Genomic DNA, 19,497 nt, shown 5'->3' on the forward strand with positions numbered 1-19,497 from the left:
AAACCGTTGGCAGTCGTCAGACTGATCTCCACCACCTGGGGGCTGTGGGAAACGCTCCACTGCCGGAGAAAAGTATCCGTTGCCGCATATTCCCTGTTCTGCAGTTTTTCACGCAGCACATGGTTGAGAAACTGAATGTTCTTTTCAGCATTGCTTTCAATCTCCGCCAGATGAAAATGATGATCTGCCACGACCGCACGCCAGGCAATGACAATCTGAACCAGAACAACCAAAAGCAGGATAAACCAATAGGTTATCGGCTGTTTGGCGCGCAGCCTACCGTTCATTGCCCACCCCCTCCTCCTGTTTGGGCAAAGCAAGCATCTGCCGCAAACTATCATAATCGGCATCACATACCGGGGAGAATCCGGTCAACGACTCTTTAATGGCGTACAACACTTGCCGTCCTTCTGCAGTCATCTTGAGATTCAGCAGGGCGAGGCGCAGCCGCTCAACGGTCATCGCCGGCATGGTGCTGCTGGCAACAAAAAGATACTCAGCAACCGCCGGCGTCGCGGTCAGCATTTTCAGCCCCCTTGTCTTAAACCGTTGAAAGACGGCTTCTTTGACCGCCCCGGCCGCAAAATCACCGGCCAGCACCCCCAAGGCAACGTCCTCATGGGTTTTTAAAAACCGGTAGCGCCGCTCGGCAATGAGGTGCGGATTTTCCTGCTGCAGCATTGCCAGGGGAACCAGGTAGCCCATTGTTGAATGACGATCGACAAAAGCAAACTCCCCTTCTTCCAACGCCGCAAGACTGGTGGCCGGGCTGTCATTTCTGACGACCACCACCCCCCTGAAAAACGTTTCACCATCAGTTTCCTGGCAGGCAATCAGCGGTCTCGGGCCATACTTTTCCACCAGCATGACGTATTCTGCCGGCCCAAGATAGGCCATATCAACCTGGTCGTGGCCGGTGGCATCGATGTGATCCTGGTAGCTGCTGCCAATCCGGACAATGACAAGCCGGTCCAGTTCCTGGCCAAGGTAAGCCGCCAGCGGCGCAAACTTTTTTTCCAGTGTTTCATAGGGAAGGAAGGGGTGAATGCCCAGCAGTAGGGGCTTCTGGCTCCAGGCAGGGGTCGTGAGGATAAGAACCGACAGCATGATGATGGTCAACCGGATCATACGAAAAGTTCCCGGACCGCAAAAAATAAAGATACTGCCATTACCATGGCGTTTTTTCCAAGGAAAGCGGCCCCTGCGCCATCCTTTTACACCGGGGGAAGACAACCTAACCCCTGCCCAGCCTGTCGGACAAAGCGCTGCTCCATGACTTTGGTTCCCCACTGTTCCCCCCAGCACTCTTCCACCAACCTGAAACCGGCCTTTTCATAGAGATGCCGAGCGGCATCAAGGCCGGCAAAAGTCCACAGGTAGAGACTTTGATATCCTTTGCGATCACAGAACTCCATCGCCCGCTGGAGCAGCAGCCACCCCATACCGTGACCACGCAACGTATCTGAAACGATAAACCAGCGAAGGTGGGCACCCTGTTCCACGGCCCGCAAGCCATCAATGGCCAGACAGGCTTCAACGCTGCCGTTTTGCACAACAGACCACAAGGCATCCCGCTCCTGGTCAAAACGGCCGACAAACTCCCCCAGGCCGGCAGCCACCTTGGCTTCAAAATAGGAACCAAAACCCCAGTGCTGGTGGTAGTAGTCAGCGTGCATTGCCACCACCCTGCCAATAAGCCCGGGAACGTAACCAGCCTCAACGGTCATCCCGGAAGTGGAAGAATTCCCCCCATCTCCAGCACGTTTCATAACGCATCCCTTACACTTCAAGTGGCAGCGATTTCAGCTCTTCCATATCGCACAAGAACACCTAATCCACCATCACCAATCTTTTCAGCAGCGAAACACAGGCAATAATGAACACCATGTGTCCCCGACAAAGGAACAGAGACAATATAGCATATTTTTTATTTTTCGGTAGTGAAGAATGGGAAAGGACAGAGGGGAATGACAATGGGAACCCGGAGTACCGGTAAAGGACACTGAAAAGGTGACAGCGGTACCATTCTCTTCTTTATTCCAGGGGTTGTCGGATACCCGGCATTTCAGCTGAAAATTAGGCCAGTTTTTTCGCGCTGCCCCCCTTCTCATCGATGCTGTTTACAGTTGGTTTCACGGGTGAAAAAGATCAGGATACAGCCCAGCAGGGCCCAGGCCAGCATCAGGGAAAAACCATATCTAAAAGCGGTCAGGCTGTAGATTTTTATTCCGTTGATCATCTCACCTCCCCAGTAACGGTCAAGCACCAGGCCCACCGCCGGCTGCAGGAGCATGGGGCCGCTCATCACCCCCATATTGCAGACCCCGGAGACCGTCCCGGACAAATGGGCCGGCACCGATTCTTTAACGAAAGCAAAACCGATAATCATGCAGCCGGAGGCAAAACCAGCCACCAGCAGCATCGTTATCAATAGAAAAAGCGGCATGGCAGGTACAAAAATAATTATGATCCAGGAACCAGCCACCAGCCAGCAGCCTAAGACGTACAATGGCTTGCGTTTGCCTATCCGGTCCGACAGTCCTCCGAATACGGGACCGCCAACCGCCCAGGCCACTAACAGGGAGGAAGTCAGCGCCGCCGCCTGAGCCGGAGACATGCCATAATGGGTGGTCAAAAATGGGACTCCCCAGAGACCCGAGAAGGTCAGTACGCAGCCCACGACACCACCGGGAACCAGGCAAAGCAGCAGCGTATTCGGATAACGGAAGATTTCCCGGATACCGGCCAGCACCCCTTGACGGGGACTGCCGGATACTTCTGGCTGGTGGGCATGACTGGCATAACCCTTGTCCGCCGGATCATCACGAACCACCCACCAGATAGCCGCCGCCACCAGCAGCGTCAGACAGCCGGTGGCCAGCATCACCGGCTGCCAACCGATGGCATTGACCAGCAACCGCAATGGCACACCGGCAAAAACAGCACCGATAATCCCACAAAAAAGCGCCAGACCGGATGCCGTGGCATACTGGCGGGGGGCAAACCAATGGCTGGCTACTTTCAGCATGCCCACAAATGCAACCGCCACCGAACCGCCGATCAGCAAACGACCGAGACTTGCCCAGGCAAATGTTGGCGCAACACCGAAAACAAAACTGCCCACCCCAGCCACAAGAGCCCCGAAGCTGAGCAACCGGCGGGGTCCCCAGAGGTCTGCAAGAATACCGGTGGGGGTCTGCATGGCGACATAGCTGTAAAAGTAAAAGGCGGAAAGACTCCCGAGGCCGGTGGCACTGATCTGAAAATGCTGCATCAGTTCGGCTGTCATCACCGCCGGTGCCACCCGTTGGAAGAAACCGATCAGATAAAGAGCCGCTCCCAGCCCCCAGATTGTCCAAGCAAGTGAGGCCGGGGGGAATTTTCGCAAGGTATCTTCCATCCACAGAATCCTTTCAACACTGCAGGCACATATTAAAAAAAAGAATATTCAGATAAAGAGGTTGCCGGCTCTTACTGCTTAAGCTATAATGATTTTAAGGTCAAGAATCATCTGCACCTGCGGCTCGCAGTTTCTCTTGAAAAAATTTTGCAGGAAAGAAAAAATATTTTGATAAAAAACTTGCATTGCCTGATTCACTATGCTACAAGGGTGGAGTTGTTGTGCAGTGTCTATTTGTAGTCCGTAAATATACAAGAAGAAAGAACCGCACAATCCTCAGGTGAGGGCGTGCGGTTTTGTTGGTTTTAGGGCTTGAAACAAACAGACTGCAGTTCCGGCTTTTCAGTTAAAGTTGGAACTATTTTAAAAATTGGTTCCTGTTAAAGGAGCCGAGTAGCAAAGGAGTAGTAAAATGGCAGAAGGAACGGTAAAATGGTTTGATTCTTCGAAGGGTTTTGGCTTTATTGCACAGGATGATGGTCCGGATATTTTCGTCCATTTCTCCGCAATTAAGACTGATGGCTACAAAACACTTGATGAGGGCGCCCGGGTTAAGTTTGATGTTGTTGAAGGCCAGAAAGGCCCGGCGGCTGACAACGTTGTCACCCTGTAAACGATCTCTCTAAAGTTCAGTTAAAATGCCCCGCTCGATGCGGGGCATTTTTTTTATGCTATTCGACTCAAACCCTACTGTCAAAGAAAAAACCACTACCGATCTGGGCTTCCTTCACCTACCAATCTTTGGCAGCGGGAAAAACGGCTGACAGTTATTCACTGCCACCTTTCTTTTCCTGCAACTTTAGCAGCTTCTCATTCCAGTATCTCTTTTCTGCTTCCGTTTCAGACTGTTCGAGTCTTTCACGGTATTTCTTTTCCGCCTCAGCACCCTGTTCACCATAAGCTTTCTTTTCCTCATAGCGGTTCTGCTGCTTTTCCTGGTACTGATTTTCCTGAGCCTCCATCTCCTGCTTTTTCTCCTGCATCATGGATGTGCCGGCCGCCCCGTCTTCACGGTTGAAGCTCGCCTTGCCACTGGCATGATCATAAGCCTTCATGCTTGGCGCACTTTGGCCGCCGGACTGGCCGCCTTTTTTTGCCATCACCGCACCAGGCGCCATCATGATCACCATTGCCATCATACATAATGCTGCTTTTTTCATGGTTTCCTCCTCGACTGTTCTGTACGTTCTGGTTGTTTTTCCGTTACCAAAAACCAACTGCAGCGAATATCCAGCACAGTTGTTTTTTAAAATGATGCAATATTCCAGCCATACAAACACTACGCTGATCAAAAACGGCATAAGACAGAATGATCAGGGGGAACCCAGGCAGCCTGCTTACCGGCGGCAGCGCCCATGATGCCGTTTGGTGTGCGCATCGGAAAGCATACCAACCCTGTAAAAAATGTCAACCGGGAGCGCGGAGCTGTAAAAAACATTCTCCTGATGTAAGGTTTTACTGACATGATCCAGCCACCAGCAAAAAAGCAAAGCCATCACTGGCTTTGCTTTTTTCACCTGCAGACCGAAACTGATGTGCACCAAAAAACACAGGGTATTACTTGATTTTCAGCAACATGGTTGCCGGGTCAAGCTGGAGTGAGGTATCGGCACACGCATCACCCTGCCCTTTAAGAGCTTTGACATAAATATCCTTGCCATCCGGCTGCAACAGCAGAAGGACGTTAAACAGGTCATCAACATCCTGCAACTGCACCGGCAGACCATCTTCAGTGGGCTGTTCATGGCGATGAATCCTTACCGTAAACCAGACCTGCATGCCATGTCTGGCAGCCAGATCTTTCATCTCTTTAAGCTGCGTCCGCATTTCCGGCACAAAGGGAAGGCCGTCAACCAGGAGCACCTGGGGGGTGAAAATATCCTGATCAAGGAGCTCATTGACCCGCTCTTCAAGGCGGGCGGCACTGAACCCATCATTGGCAAAAGTCATGATGAAACGGTGCGGCAGGATGGTTTCCCAAAGGGCTTCGGTCTGCTCAATTTTGTACTGATCAGCCAGGTCCTGCACCACCTCTTTATACCAGAGATTCACTTTGCGAACCGGATCTTCAAAGCTGACATGCAGCACATTTTTCTGACGCAGCAGGGCGTTGAGCGCTATCTGGATAAGCATTGAGGTTTTCCCCACTCCGGCACGGGACAGAATGGCACCTAACTGACCGGGCTCAATAACATCTTCACTTTGGCCGCCAAGGACATTCAGCGGATTGCGGAGAATAAGATCATTTTTCAACATGGTAATATTCCTTTGTCTCAGGTAGATAATCTGGGCTTTGACAGGCAATGCACCCATCTGCTGTTTTACCATATCCACTGCTAGGCAACATCTTTCTTCGATTCAGCATATTTCTTGGCCAACTCTTCGCCAATCGCCTGGGGAACCTTTTTATAGGTGGAAAACTCCATGGTAAACTGGGCCTTACCCTGAGTGGAAGAACGCAGGACGGTGGAGTAACCGAACATCTCCGCCAGGGGAACCTGGGATTCCACCACACACATGTGTCCCTCATCCTGAGTACCGAGAATGATGCCCCGGCGCTGGTTGATGGTTCCCATCACCGACCCCTGGAACTCAGTGGGAGTTTCCACCACCACTTTCATGATCGGCTCCAGAATTGCTGCTCCAGCCTTGGCATATCCTTCAAGGAATGCGCCGCGAGCTGCCGCCTGAAAAGCCATTTCCGAAGAGTCAACCGAGTGGGAGGCACCATCGTTGATCACCACCTTCACTCCGGTAACCGGATATTCCATCTTCGGCCCCTTCTTGAGACAGGCCCTGAAGCCTTTTTCACAGGCGGGAATGAACTGGGTTGGAATGGAGCCGCCGACGATCTGGCTTTCAAAGATAAAATCTTCATCAACCGCCGGCTCCAGATAACCGGCAATCCGGCCATACTGACCGGAACCGCCGGTCTGCTTTTTGTGGGTATAGTTGAACTCGGCCTTGCGGGTAATGGTTTCCCGATAGGCAACCCGGGGCTGCCCCGTTTCCACCTCGGCGGCATATTCACGCCGCATCCGTTCCACATAGACTTCGAGATGCAACTCCCCCATGCCTTCGATAATGGTTTCATTGGTCTCATCATCCACATAGGTGCGGAAGGTGGGATCCTCCTTTGAAAAGCGGTTCAGTGCTTTGGACATATTAACCTGGGCCTTGTTGTCCTTGGGCATTATTGCCAGGGAAATAACCGGGTTGGGGACAAACATGGAGGTCATGGTCAGGTTAAGACCGGGGGCAACAAAGGTATCACCGGAAGCACAGTCAACGCCGAACAGTGCGCCGATATACCCTGACGACAAGGAATCGATATCCTCCATCTGGTTGGCATGCATCCGCACCAGGCGACCGATTTTGATCTTTTTTCCGCTCCGCACGTTGATCACCGTATCTCCCTTGGCAATCGTCCCCTGGTACACCCGGATATAAGTCAACTGACCGTAAGGTCCATCCTCAAGCTTGAAGGCCAGGGCGACCACCGGTTTTTTATCGTCACTGGAAAGCACCACCGGCTCCTCATCCTTATCCAGATCAAGGGCCTCATTGTCAACATCTGCGGGACAGGGAAGAATGGAGTTAACCGCATCCAAGAGCGGCTGCACCCCCTTGTTTTTATAGGCGGAACCCATGAATACCGGCGTGATTTCCCTGGTCATGGCACCTTTTCTCAGAGCGGCATGGATCATCTCCGCTGGAATATCCTGTTCCTCAAGAATCGCTTCGGTCAAATCATCGGAAAAGATGGAAGCGGCATCGATAAGTTCTTCACGTTTCTCTTCGGCTTCGGCAACCAGGGAAGCGGGAATCTCTTCGATACGAAGCTGCTCGCCGTTGGCACCATCAAAATAGATCGCTTTCATGGTCACCAGATCGACCACACCTTCAAAGTCGGCTTCCAGGCCAATGGGCAGCTGCATGGCCACCGCGTTGTGTCCCAGTTTCTCCCGCAGCTGAGTGATAACCCGCAGGGGATTGGCACCGCTCCGGTCGCATTTGTTGATAAAGGCAATGCTGGGAACTTTATAGCGCTTCATCTGCTGATCAACAGTTATGGACTGCGACTGCACCCCGCCAACGGAACACAAGACCAGGACCGCACCATCCAGAACCCGCAATGAACGCTCGACCTCAATGGTAAAGTCAACGTGGCCGGGGGTATCAATAATATTGATCTCGTGATCTTGCCACTCACAGAAGGTCGCCGCCGAAGCAATGGTAATACCCCGCTCCTTTTCCAGCTCCATGGAGTCCATGGTTGCCCCGACACCATCCTTGCCTTTGACATCATGAATCGCATGAATGCGGTCGGTATAGAACAAAATACGCTCTGTCAAGGTTGTTTTACCCGAGTCAATATGGGCGCTGATACCGATGTTTCTTACCTTTTGCAGATCTTTCTTCATCTTCCAATTCCTTTTTCCTGGTCACATGCTACTTAACAACATACGTACAACAACGGCTCTATGGCAGCCATAGGTACCATCACTTTCTTGACGACAATAGTAATCTACTGATTGTTTTCGCTGCGGGGATGTTGCTGACAGGGAAGCAATGTAAACAACGTGTAGCGGTTTTTCAGTTTTTCTACGCTTGAGACTGTTTCTCCGAAGCTCCCGACAGGGTGCTCATATGGTTTTCATCCGCTCTTTCAATAATTTGGGAGGGCGTGTATATACACTGAAAAACGAGTAAATGCAAGAACTATTTACCCTACTGCTCACGTTAGTCATATCTGCCATGTGACAACGACGAAGGAGTTGAATGATGCGCCTGCCAATCACAGCGTATCGCTTGGCCGCAGCCACCGTTCTAAGGGGCGGATTTTATTATTCCAACAGGTCAACGTCACAGGCCCGGCCCTTGAGGTTGAAGATAAACTTCAGCCCTTTTTTCACCGTCTCTGAAAAAATCTTGCTGGCCAGAAAACTGCCAACAACCCGCTTATTGATCTCCCCCAGGGTGGGATACGGATGAACCGCTCCAGCCAGAGTAGCCAGTTTGACCCCGCCGTTGACCACCGCCACCCACTCGCCCAGCAGATCGCCGGCCCGGGGGCCGAAAATCTGGATTCCCAGGGGTTTTTCCTTCTCATCCAGGAGCATTTTTATCCCGCCGGTGGGATTGCCCTCGGCAATGCTGCGATCGTTATCAGCAAAAGATTCGCGCCACACAGTATAGTTGATGCCGGCCGCCGCCGCTGCCTTCTCATTCATGCCGATACCAGCCAACTCAGGATCGGCATAGGTGCACCAGGGCATCCAGGTATAATCAGCTTTGCGGGGTAGATGGAAAATGGCGTTACTGACAACAATTCCCCCCTCGTACCCGGCGGCATGGGTAAACTGAAATGTCCCAACCACATCGCCGGCAGCATACATATGCTTGTGATTTGTGCGCAGACGGCTGTCTACTTTGATCCCCTTGTGATCGAAAACAACCCCGGCCTGCTCCAGCCCCAGGCCGCTGACATTGGCGGTCCGGCCCAGGGCAACCAGCAGGGTTTCAGCCTGAATCTTCCTGACCGAGCCATCCTTTGCTGCCACCGTTACCTGCCGCGCTGCACCAAGGTTTTCCACCTGCTGCACCTGGGTCTCCAGCAAAAACCGGACGCCCTCGGCAGCCAGGACAGCCATGACCCCGTCAGCCATATCTTTATCTTCGTTACTGAGGATCTGATGGCTGCGCTGGATTATGGTAACCTTCGTTCCCAGCCGGTTGAATGCCTGGGCCATTTCGCAAGCAATGGGACCGGCCCCCAGGATAATCATCGAAGTCGGCAGTTTCTCCAGGGAAAACAGCTCACGGTTGGTGATGAACGGGGTTGATGCCAAACCGGGAAGCGGCGGAACAGCAGCCGCTGAACCGGTGGCAATCACCCAGTTGCGGGCTGTATACTGCTTGCCGTTAAGGCGTATTTCATGCTCATCAACGAACTCCGGGACGCCAATCTCAACCTGCACCCCCAAAGAACAGAACCGTTCCGGTGAATCATGGTGCTGGATAGCTGCCTGGACATTGCGAATACGCTCGGCAACCCGGCTGAACGTAATCTCCGGCAGCACCACCGGCGGCACACCGTATCGTTGGACATCTTTCATCTGGTGGTAAACCTGGGCGGTTTTTATCAGGGCTTTGCTGGGCACGCAGCCATAATGGAGGCAATCACCTCCCAGCTGCGATTCCTTTTCCACCAGCAACGTTTTTGCACCCAGCTTGGCACTGCCCGCGGCAATCGTCAAACCGGCTGCGCCGCCGCCGATAATGCCCATATCATAGGAAAAATTCCCGGCCATCATGCTCTCCTTCTCGGTTTTCCCTTGCCTCACCTGACACCACTATGGTATTGACAAGACCATGAACAGCAACCAACAAAACAGTGATAAGAAAAACCGCAAATATCGCCTGCTGCAGACAATCAACAAAATCATGATCGGCATAGGCGTGCTTTTTCTCTTCTATCTTGCCTATGCTTACTATGTCTATTTCACCAGCCTGCCTCAGGTCAAGTAGTTCTTGTGTAAGTCGCCAGAACATGTCCAACCGACTTTGCGACAACCGTCAATAATCCACCATTCAGGCTCTTCCCCCGCCACCATGCAGTGATCATGAAAAACAAATGGAACGATGGCCAGCTGAAGACAGTAAAACCCAGAATCGGTCTGGCACTGGGCAGTGGTGCCGCCCGCGGCTGGGCCCATATTGGCGTCATCAATGAGCTGGAGTCGCTGGGTATTGTCCCCGATATTGTCTGCGGCACCTCCATCGGTGCGCTGGTTGGCGGCCTTTATGTAGGCGGTTACCTGGAGCAGTTGACCGAATGGCTCCTGCAGCTGGAACGCAAGGAGATCATCAAGTACCTTGATATCGGCCTGCTCACCGGGGGCGGGTTTGTGGAAGGCAGAAAACTGATCGATTTTTTTCGCCATTACCTGGGCGACACCGCTATCGAAGATCTACCGAGACAGTATGCCTGCGTGGCCACCGATCTGGGCAGCGGCCGGGAGGTCTGGTTCCAGCAGGGGCCCCTGTTGGAAGCCATCCGTGCTTCCATTGCCCTGCCGGGGATTTTCACCCCTGTGTATCTTAATGACCAATGGCTGGTGGACGGCGGCCTGGTCAACCCGGTACCGGTTTCCCTCTGCCGGGCTCTGGGGGCTGAAATCGTCATTGCGGTCAACCTCAATGGCGACCTGGTCAGCCGCCAGCTTTGCATGATATCGGACAAAGATAATGATGCTCTGCAGCCGGTCAGCGCTGAAGCAACGCTGCTTGAAAAACTTTCGGGAGAACTGAAACACCGGGCTGACGCGCTGGTTTCTCAATGGTTTGAACCGAAACGGCCAACTCCGGGACTTTTTGATGTTCTGGCCAGTTCCATCGCCATCATGCAGCTCCGACTAACCCGCAGCCGGATGGCCGGTGATCCACCGGATATCATCCTGGCACCCCGGGTTGCCCATATCGGTCTGTTGGAATTTGACCAGGCCGGGGAAGCAATAAAAGCCGGCCAGCGGAGTGTCAGCACGATGCTCCCCGCCCTGAAAAACCTGGTCGGCCAATAACACGGATCTACCACCAGCGCAGTAAAAAATTGCCCCTTATGACACCCTATTCTCCGCCTGCTTTACATCTCCATGAATATGAACTGCCTGGCGGCTGGGTGGTATTGGCCGGCCGCAGCGATGCGGATAACGACCGGCTGAGCCTCAAGATGGCCAACCCTGACGATTGGTGGTTCCATGTGCGCGGCATGCCCGGCAGCCATGTGCTGCTTCGGCACCATCCCGGGGAGGATGCCGACCGCCGGGTACTGAAACAGGCGGCGGCCATAGCCGCCTACCACAGCAAGGCCAGAAACGGCGGCGTGGTGGCGGTTTCCTGCACCAAGGCCCGCTATGTCACTAAACCCCGGGGAGCAAAGCCGGGAACCGTTCAGATCCGCAAAGAAATCATTTTTAAGGTAAAACCGGAAATACCGCCAACAGGGAAGGAGTGAGAAAATGAAACGGGAACATATCATCCGCGCCGTTGCCGGCACCTTGATTCTGCTGTCTCTGCTGCTGGGCTACCTGCACACAGCCTGGTGGCATCTCTTTACCGCCTTTGTCGGCCTGAACCTCCTGCAGTCCGCCTTTACCAAATGGTGCCTGATGGAAGATATCCTGAACAAATTCAGCATCGGCAAACCATAAACTGCCCGCGACAGCGAACCGCATCAGGAAGTCTGATTCTCCCCCGGCAGGATAATGCTGACCCGGGTACCCTCCCCCACCTTGCTTTCCACCGTAATCAGGCCGTGGTTGTCATCGATGATTTTACGCACTAGCGGCAGCCCCATACCGGCACCGGACATTTTCGTGGTATAGAAAGGATCAAAGATACTCTCCAGATCCTTGTCAGCCATGCCGTGACCGGTATCGGCAATGACCACCCGCACCTGTACATTCTCTGCAGCTGCGGTGCTGATGGTCAACTCGCCCCCCTGGGGCATCGCTTCAATGGCATTGGTCATCACCTGGATAAAAGCAATGGTCATGTTATTGCGGTTCACCACCACTGCCGGCAGATCGCTGCCGAAATTCCTGGTAACCGCAACGTTGTTTTCTGCCAACAGGGCATCCAGGTGATGCAGAGCATTATCCAGCAGCAGATGGATATCTTCATGCTCCCGGGTACCATTGGGAACCATCTTGAAATCAAAGATATCTTTGACCATCCGCTCCAGACGTTCCGTCTCCTTAAGAATAACCTGGGCATATTTTTTTTTGCGGTCATCATCCGGCAATTCATCGAGAATCCGGCGGGCAAAACCGCCGATGGAAACCACCGGATTACGCACTTCATGGGCCACCCCTTCAACCATCTGGTCCAAAGCCTTCTGCCGCTCCAGCTCCACCTGTTTCTGGTGCTCACGTCTGATCTTCAAAAGCGATTTAATTCGCGCCAGCAGCTCCTGGAAATTGAATGGCTTGGTAACATAATCGTCGGCACCAAGCCCTAGGCCCTTGACTTTGTCGGGTATTTCCCGTTTGGCGGTCAGCATCAGAATGGGAATATGTCTGGTGGCTTCATCCTGCTTTAATATCTCGCAGACCTCAAAACCATCCAGCTTCGGCATCATGACATCAAGCAATACCATGTCGGGTCGGTGTTCCCGGGTTAATTGCACCGCCTGCTCACCATCGTACCCTTCGATGGTTTCATAATCCATGGACCGCAACCTTTTGCGTAGCAGCTCAACATTATCGAGGTTGTCATCAACAATCAGAATTGTTTCTTTCATCGTTTTTTCTGCTCCAGAATCCGGGCAACAGTCAGCGGAAAGGTACGTACATTGATGGGCTTGGCGACGTAGGCATCACAGCCGGCAGCCAGACTCTTGGCTTCATCCCCCTGCATGGCATGGGCGGTTAATGCGACAATCGGGATGGAACGATGCATCTCTGAGCTCCTGATACGCCGGGTTACCTCATAGCCATCCATGCCCGGCAGATTGATATCCATCAGGATGAGATCAGGAAGCACCAAATCCAGTTTGGCCAGGGCCTCATTGCCATCATCGACGCCAACCATCTCATATCCCTGGCGGCCAAGCACCTTGATAATCAGGTCACGATTATCTTCGTTATCCTCCACTACCATGATTACCGGTTTTTCTTTATCGGCCATCACATTTTCCCCGCAAGACAAACCATTTATTGACTTCAGCTAGCAGCAGATCACGCATTTTGCTACCTTTTCTGATGATTTTCTGCACCTGGCCATTGAGCTGTTCAATCTCCCGGGCGTCAAGGTCCTTGGCCGTCACAATAATAATCGGAATGTTTTGCAGCCGGCTCTCACTCTTCATGTATTCAGCCACCTGAAACCCGTCAATTCCCGGCATCATCAGGTCAAGGATAACCAGTCCCGGTGGTTTTGCCTGCAGCTGCGCCATGGCCTCCTGGCCGCTGAAAGCCGAACGAACTTTCAGCCCCATTTCCTTAAGAACTTTGCTTTCCAAATCAACGGCCAGAGGCTCATCATCAACCACCAGGACATCACCACTGATATTCGTATCAAAGACTCTCCTGATCTCGGCAACAATATCATCTTTTGCCAACGGTTTGATGAGATAGTCATCCGGACCGATAACCAGGCCCTGGTCCTGCTGTTGGAGCGATACAAGAATAAGTGGAATATCATGGGTTTCCGGTGCATTCTTCAAGCTATTAATAAGCTCCCAGCCGGAACTCATATAAAAGTAGAGATCGACAACCAGCAGAAAAGGCTTCATCTCCTTTACTTTCGCGATGGCCTCCGCCAGGGAGAATGAAGGAACGGCGGTAAAATGAGCTTCGGTAAGATAGCGTTCAAGGGTGCGGGAATTCTCCCGGTCACCGGCCACCGTGACAATCACTTTATTGTCCGTGGCAGAAAGAGGAGCACAACTGACAGCAGCAGCCACTGAATCGCCAGGTTGACGGTCACTGCCACCCGCCGTATCATACTCTGATTCCAGCACCTCCGGCTTGCCATCCGGGAGCAATGAAACCGGTTCAGCAAAGGGGATAAGAAAAGAAAAGATCGAGCCCTTACCATACTCACTCTCAACCCAGATTGTTCCATGGTGCATTTCAACCAGTCGCTTGGTAATACTCAGTCCCAAACCGGTGCCGCCGTACTTGCGGCTGGCTGAAGCATCAAGCTGGACAAACTCGCCGAACAGGCGCTCCATATCTTCCTGCTTGATGCCGATGCCGCTGTCTTCTATCGACAGCTGCAGATAGGACCGGTCGGAGGCAAGGCCTGCCGGCACCGGTCCTCTCCAGACCTCGGCTTTCAGGCTAACCTGTCCGTTGCGGTCGGTAAACTTGATTGCATTATTGAGCAGATTAATCAGTATCTGCCTGAGCTTTTCCCCGTCGCCCATCACTGCTGGCAGAGAATCGGTAACCCGGGTCGTAAACTCAAGCTGCTTGTCTTCAACCAGTGGCGCAATGGTATCAAGGGTATCGGTAATCACCGCGCCCAGTTCGATGGGCTGCAGATTCAGCACCATTTTGCCGGCTTCTATTTTTGATAGATCAAGGATATCGTTAATGAGCGACAGGAGATGTTCGGCATTCCGCTCCACCTTTTCCAGGCTGCTCTGCTGATCCTCAGTCACTGGACCGTCAACCCCGTCAATAAGCAGTTGGGTGTAGCCAATGATGGAATTCATCGGCGTCCGCAGCTCATGGGACATATTTGCCAGAAATTCAGACTTGAGACGATCGACCTCCTTCAGCTCTTTGTTGGCCTCCTCCAACTGCATTGACTTGTTTTCCAGCTCAATGGTCCGTTCCGCCACTTTCACTTCCAGTTCCTTGTTAAAAACCGCCAACTGATCATAGAGTCGGGCATTTTCAATCGCCACCCCCAGCTGCTGGGCCAGGGTTTTAAAGAGTTCGATGAATTTGTCGGAAAAGTATCCCTTGCCCTTCATTGATGAAGCGGTCAGCACCCCGATGGTTTCCTGCTCGGAAAAAATCGGCGCCTGGACAAACGATTTGATCCCCTGTTTGGTAATCAGGTTGGTGGAAACCGGTTTGCTGATGTTTTCTGCATCAGGAACATAAATCACCCGACCGGTGAGGAAACACTCGCCCGAATGGCACTCCATGGTGGGCTGCCGCTCGGCTGTTTTGACAAATTCCGGCCGCAGACCCCGCTGGCGCTTGATCCGCAGCAGTCCATCCTCATCCAGCAGGCGGATGGAGCAGTTGTCGACATTGAACTTTTCCACCAGCAAGTCGAGGATATTCTCCATCACCTGGTTGCAGTCAAGGGAAGATGAGATGGTCCGACTGGCCTCATAGAGTACCGAAAGCTCCTTGACCCGCTGTTGCAGTTCATCCTGGCTGGCTTCCAGAGAAAGGGATATCTTGCCGAAGATGTCAAAGACATCTTCCATTTCCGAACCAATAGTCCGCATGTAGTTGTCACAGATAACCCGGGCCGCCGAGGAACCGACCGAACCAGCCAACGCCCGTTCCACCTGGGCCGCCAGCTGCATCCGTTCCTGATCGTTCATCTGGTCAAGCTTATTCTCATAGCTGGGCGTACCAAAAAATTCGATGAGCGAGTGGTTGGCCTTCTCCCTGCCGATAAATTTAGCCATCATCTTCTCAATTTCCGACAGGGCAGGGAAGTTGGCATACCGCTTTTCGCGAATGAACCGATCAATGGTGGGACGAAAGACATTAACAAATTTTTCCGCCTGGCGCCGGTCGATCTCATCCTGGGGGCCGATCAGGGAAAAGGCCAGGTAGGCGATCACGTTGGTAGTCATTGACCAGAAAAGGGCATGGGAGTAGAAATCAAAACCCACCAGACCAAAAAGTTCGGTCGGCTTCAGCCACCAGATATGGAAAGGACCCTCCAGCAGAATTGAGGCTGGCAGCCAACCGGAATGGACAAAAGAGGGAACCATCAGGGTATAGAACCAGAAGACAAAACCGAGGGAAATGCCGCTCATTGCCCCGTAGCGCGTCCCGCCTTTCCAGTACAGCCCGCCAATGATTGCCGGGGCAAATTGAATGGCCGCCGCGAAAGAGATGAGTCCCATATTGACCAGCATGTAGGACTCGCCGAACAGGCGGAAGAACAGGTAGCCGAGAAAAATAACCAGCAGGATGCCAAACCGCTTCACATGAATCAGCCAGCGAGACAAGTCTGCCCGGACATGGAACATCAGAAGGAGGGGCATGATCAGGTTATTGAGCAGCATGGTGCTGAGGGTCACCGAGGAGACCACCACCATGCCGGTGGCTGCTGACAGGCCGCCGATAAAGGCCAGCACCGACAAGCTCAGCTGGGAGTTCAGCAGCGGCAGGGTAAGAACATAGGTATCGGCCGTCGATGAAAGGCCGCCAATTTTCAACAAGCCGCCGAACGAGATGGGAACCACAAAGAGGTTGATGAGGAACAGGTACAAGGGAAACAGACACATGGCTTTTTTGATATGTTCCTCACGATGATTTTCGATCACCGCCATATGAAACTGGCGCGGCAGAAACATGACTGCCGACATCGACAGAACGATCATCGTAAACCATGACTGGTAGCTGTTTGCCCGGGAGGTATTGATGAGCAGCAGATGCTTATAGAGGTCGTGATTGGCAATCTGGGTAAGGATATCTTTAAAGCCGTCAAACATGCCGTAGGTGACAAACAGGCCAACCAGGAAAAAGGCCAGCAGCTTGACAATCGACTCAAGGGCCACCGCCGCCACCATGCCCTCATGCTTTTCCGACGCATCCAAGTGCCGGGCACCGAACAAGCCGCCAAAAATGGCCAGCACCACCGAGATATAGAAAGCGGTATCCTGGTAGATGGGATAGGCACCCGGCATTGGTGGGGCGGCAAAAACGCCCACTACCAACGGCACGGGATGGACGAGAATATCAAAGGTGGTCGAGATTGCCTTGAGCTGCAAGGCAATGTACGGCATAATGCCGATAATCGCAATGACCGTTACCAGCGCTCCCAGACGGGGGCATTTGCCATAGCGGGAACTGATGAAATCGGCAATCGAGGTAATGTTGTTTTCATGGGTTATGCGGATCATCTTGCGAAGGATAAACCACCAGGAGAAGGCAGTCAGGGTGGGACCAAGGTAGATGGTCAGAAACTTGAAACCGGTATTGGCCATCTCGCCAACACTGCCATAGTAGGTCCACGATGAACAGTAGACGGCCAGTGACAGGGCATAAATAGTCGGGTTGGCGACGATACTACGGCCCTGGAACTTACGCCGGTCGGCATAGTAGGCCGCCGCAAAAAGCAGGAGAAGATAACCAAGGGAAATGCCGGCAATCAGCAGGTGGCGGTTATCCAGGATATGGGTAGAGACAAAAGGCGGCATTCCCTAACATCCCTCTCCTCGGTCAACAACAGGAAGCAGGCCTGGACATACGCGATATCTTGAGACACCCGCAGACCAGAAAAAACATCTCATGAAGAGAAACCGATGGCAAACGGCATGAAAAAGCCCCGCAGGCATATTGGTTAATGTACCCGGCGGGGCCAGAATTGTCAAATATCTCAAACGGTCATCAGTGCCATAGCCAGGTGAACTGCCATAATACCGCTGACAACCAGCTCAGGACGTCCGCAATCATCAGACAAGTTTACAACGTCGTCATGCAGGCGATAATCTGCTCACCAAACTCCCGACACCCCACTTCCCGGGCACCGTCCATCTGGCGGGCCAGGTCATAGGTCACCTGCTTTTTGAGGATGGCCTGCTGCAAAGCCCGCTCAACCATGGCTGCCGCTTCCGGCCAGCCCAGCAGGTCGAGCATCATTTTCCCCGACAGGATGAGTGAACCGGGATTAACCTTGTCAAGGCCGGCATACTTGGGCGCCGTGCCATGGGTTGCTTCAAAAATGGCAATGCCGTCACCGATATTGGCTCCGGGAGCCATGCCCAGACCACCCACCTGGGCGGCGCAGGCATCGGACAGATAATCGCCGTTGAGGTTGGGGGTCGCAATCACCTCATACTCCGCCGGCCGCAGAAGGAGCTGCTGGAACATGGCATCGGCAATCCGGTCATTGACCAGGATCTTGCCCACCGGCAGCTGGCCATCATAGGTGGCATAAAGCTCTTCTTCAGTAATCACCTGCCCGGCAAACTCTTCCCGGGCCACTTCGTAACCCCATTGCCGGAAAGCCCCTTCGGTAAACTTCATGATATTACCTTTATGAACCAGGGTCACCACCCGGCGCCGATGTTCGATGGCATATTCAATGGCCATCCGCACCAGCCGTTTACTGCCCTCCGGGCTGATGGGCTTGATACCGATACCAGCTGACGGCCGGATAGCCGCCCCCATTTCGGAGCGCAGGAAAGAGATCACTTTTTCCGCATCGGCTGAACCTGATTCCCATTCAATCCCGGCATACACATCTTCGGTATTCTCACGGAAAATCACCACATTGAGTAGTTCCGGGTTCTTCATCGGGTTTGGCACCCCGTCATAATAGCGCACCGGTCTTACACAGGCATAGAGATCGAAATGGTGCCGCAGGGCAACGTTGAGACTGCGGATGCCGCCGCCCACCGGAGTTGACAGGGGCCCCTTGATGGACACCCGGTATTGCCTGATCTTGGCAAGGGCGCCCTCCGGCAGGTAGGAACCAGTTTCCTTATAAGCCTTCTCCCCCACCAGCAGCGGCTGCCAGGCGATCTGCCGCCGGCCGCCGTACGCCTTGGCTACCGCGGCATCCAACACCGGCTGGGTTGCCCGCCAGATGTCCGGACCGGTACCGTCACCTTCGATAAAACCGATGGCCGGACGGTCAGGAACCTGGAAGCTGCCTCCCTGATAGCCTATCAACATCTCTTCATTCACGTGATCTTCCATGCGTTTTCTCCTTGCAAAGGCATCCGTCAAATTGCCAGATCACCATGTTTCTGGACATAAGGCACCAGCCCGCCTTCGGAAAGAATGGCGGTCATCACCGGCGGCAACGCCGGAAAAGATTCCTCATAACCCTGGGTAACATTGCGCAGCACCCCCTGCGCCAGATCAGCTTCCAGCTGATCGCCTTCCTTGATCCGATCCGTATCGCAGATGATCACCGGCAGACCGACATTGATGGCATTGCGGAAGAATATCCTGGCGAAGGATTTGGCCACCACCGCACTTACTCCGGCCAACTTGATGATCGTCGGTGCATGTTCACGGCTTGATCCCAGACCAAAGTTGCGCCCGCCGATAACAAAATCACCTTTTGTCATGCTGCCGGCAAACTCCGGCCGGGCATCTTCGAGCACATGCTTGGCCAGCTCCGGCAGATCGGAGCGCAAATGAAACAACCGTCCCGGAGCAATATGGTCGGTGCTGATATCATCGCCAAACAACCACGCTTTTCCTGTCAGCATTTTATTCTCCTTAGCAGTCGATCACAACCTGGATTGAGATTGACTATCTATTAATTTTAATCAAAAAAACATTAGGTTACTTGACAGTCTAAAGTTTTTAGAGGGTTAAGCCGCTATTTTCACTAAATCAGGCTTGATTTTACTGCGTTTGTTACGAATTATT

The 19,497-nt window shown here is 53.0% G+C and carries 18 protein-coding genes; 5 read left to right on the forward strand and 13 right to left on the reverse strand.

Annotation, left to right across the window (positions count from 1 at the left end; translation table 11 throughout):
* The 4 genes from JXO50_12335 to JXO50_12350 form a co-directional block, all read right to left on the reverse strand.
* A partial coding sequence (locus tag JXO50_12335; protein MBN2333876.1) for a hypothetical protein occupies positions 1 to 287 on the reverse strand: 287 nt, incomplete at its 3' end.
* Entirely contained in the window at positions 277 to 1,128 is an 852-nt protein-coding gene (phnD, locus tag JXO50_12340; protein MBN2333877.1) for a phosphate/phosphite/phosphonate ABC transporter substrate-binding protein, read from the reverse strand. The genes JXO50_12335 and phnD, both read right to left, overlap by 11 nt.
* Positions 1,129 to 1,214: 86 nt before the next feature.
* Positions 1,215 to 1,727 carry a GNAT family N-acetyltransferase gene (locus JXO50_12345; GenBank protein MBN2333878.1) on the reverse strand — a complete coding sequence of 171 codons (513 nt, stop codon included), beginning with the start codon at positions 1,725 to 1,727 and terminating at the stop codon, positions 1,215 to 1,217.
* Positions 1,728 to 2,107: 380 nt separating this feature from the next.
* Positions 2,108 to 3,400 carry an MFS transporter gene (locus tag JXO50_12350; GenBank protein MBN2333879.1) on the reverse strand — a complete coding sequence of 431 codons (1,293 nt, stop codon included), beginning with the start codon at positions 3,398 to 3,400 and terminating at the stop codon, positions 2,108 to 2,110.
* Positions 3,401 to 3,812: 412 nt separating this feature from the next.
* Between JXO50_12350 and JXO50_12355 the strand changes: the two genes are divergently transcribed.
* Positions 3,813 to 4,013, forward strand: coding sequence for a cold-shock protein (locus JXO50_12355; GenBank protein MBN2333880.1), 201 nt, complete (start codon positions 3,813 to 3,815; stop codon positions 4,011 to 4,013).
* Between the two features lie 154 nt (positions 4,014 to 4,167).
* Here the strand turns inward: JXO50_12355 and JXO50_12360 are convergent, their stop codons facing one another.
* The 4 genes from JXO50_12360 to JXO50_12375 form a co-directional block, all read right to left on the reverse strand.
* Positions 4,168 to 4,560: a hypothetical protein gene (locus tag JXO50_12360; protein ID MBN2333881.1), complete on the reverse strand. Its 393-nt coding sequence runs from the start codon at positions 4,558 to 4,560 to the stop codon at positions 4,168 to 4,170.
* A gap of 397 nt (positions 4,561 to 4,957) precedes the next feature.
* Positions 4,958 to 5,656 carry a cytoplasmic protein gene (locus JXO50_12365; protein MBN2333882.1) on the reverse strand — a complete coding sequence of 233 codons (699 nt, stop codon included), beginning with the start codon at positions 5,654 to 5,656 and terminating at the stop codon, positions 4,958 to 4,960.
* Positions 5,657 to 5,736: 80 nt separating this feature from the next.
* A complete protein-coding gene (locus tag JXO50_12370) occupies positions 5,737 to 7,824 on the reverse strand; it encodes an elongation factor G (protein ID MBN2333883.1) in 2,088 nt (695 codons plus the stop codon).
* Between the two features lie 423 nt (positions 7,825 to 8,247).
* Positions 8,248 to 9,714 carry an FAD-dependent oxidoreductase gene (locus JXO50_12375; GenBank protein ID MBN2333884.1) on the reverse strand — a complete coding sequence of 489 codons (1,467 nt, stop codon included), beginning with the start codon at positions 9,712 to 9,714 and terminating at the stop codon, positions 8,248 to 8,250.
* 61 nt (positions 9,715 to 9,775) lie between these two features.
* On the opposite strand from JXO50_12375, the gene JXO50_12380 reads away from it, so the two are divergent.
* The 4 genes from JXO50_12380 to JXO50_12395 all read left to right on the forward strand — a co-directional run bounded on the left by JXO50_12380 (position 9,776) and on the right by JXO50_12395 (position 11,613).
* Positions 9,776 to 9,931 carry a hypothetical protein gene (locus tag JXO50_12380; GenBank protein ID MBN2333885.1) on the forward strand — a complete coding sequence of 52 codons (156 nt, stop codon included), beginning with the start codon at positions 9,776 to 9,778 and terminating at the stop codon, positions 9,929 to 9,931.
* Positions 9,932 to 10,026: 95 nt separating this feature from the next.
* Positions 10,027 to 10,983 carry a patatin-like phospholipase family protein gene (locus JXO50_12385; protein ID MBN2333886.1) on the forward strand — a complete coding sequence of 319 codons (957 nt, stop codon included), beginning with the start codon at positions 10,027 to 10,029 and terminating at the stop codon, positions 10,981 to 10,983.
* Between the two features lie 38 nt (positions 10,984 to 11,021).
* Complete coding sequence (locus JXO50_12390) at positions 11,022 to 11,417, forward strand: DUF814 domain-containing protein (protein MBN2333887.1); 396 nt, start codon at positions 11,022 to 11,024, stop codon at positions 11,415 to 11,417.
* Positions 11,418 to 11,421: 4 nt separating this feature from the next.
* Entirely contained in the window at positions 11,422 to 11,613 is a 192-nt protein-coding gene (locus JXO50_12395; GenBank protein ID MBN2333888.1) for a DUF2892 domain-containing protein, read from the forward strand.
* Between the two features lie 23 nt (positions 11,614 to 11,636).
* Here JXO50_12395 and JXO50_12400 read toward each other — a convergent pair whose 3' ends face one another.
* From JXO50_12400 to JXO50_12420, 5 genes are all read right to left on the reverse strand, one after another.
* Positions 11,637 to 12,704 (reverse strand): response regulator, encoded by a 1,068-nt coding sequence (locus tag JXO50_12400; protein ID MBN2333889.1) that lies wholly within the window; start codon positions 12,702 to 12,704, stop codon positions 11,637 to 11,639.
* The gene (locus JXO50_12405; protein MBN2333890.1) at positions 12,701 to 13,090 is read right to left on the reverse strand and encodes a response regulator; all 390 of its coding nucleotides are present in this window, start codon (positions 13,088 to 13,090) and stop codon (positions 12,701 to 12,703) included. Before JXO50_12405 ends, JXO50_12400 begins: the two co-directional genes overlap by 4 nt.
* Positions 13,080 to 17,309 (reverse strand): response regulator, encoded by a 4,230-nt coding sequence (locus JXO50_12410; protein MBN2333891.1) that lies wholly within the window; start codon positions 17,307 to 17,309, stop codon positions 13,080 to 13,082. Before JXO50_12410 ends, JXO50_12405 begins: the two co-directional genes overlap by 11 nt.
* A 265-nt stretch (positions 17,310 to 17,574) precedes the next feature.
* Entirely contained in the window at positions 17,575 to 18,789 is a 1,215-nt protein-coding gene (icd, locus tag JXO50_12415; GenBank protein MBN2333892.1) for an isocitrate dehydrogenase (NADP(+)), read from the reverse strand.
* Positions 18,790 to 18,839: 50 nt separating this feature from the next.
* The gene (locus JXO50_12420) at positions 18,840 to 19,334 is read right to left on the reverse strand and encodes a 3-isopropylmalate dehydratase small subunit (protein MBN2333893.1); all 495 of its coding nucleotides are present in this window, start codon (positions 19,332 to 19,334) and stop codon (positions 18,840 to 18,842) included.
* Positions 19,335 to 19,497: the final 163 nt, after the last annotated feature.

Origin of the sequence: Candidatus Anaeroferrophillus wilburensis, from assembly GCA_016934315.1 — a bacterium.
GTDB lineage: Bacteria > Desulfobacterota > Anaeroferrophillalia > Anaeroferrophillales > Anaeroferrophillaceae > Anaeroferrophillus > Anaeroferrophillus wilburensis.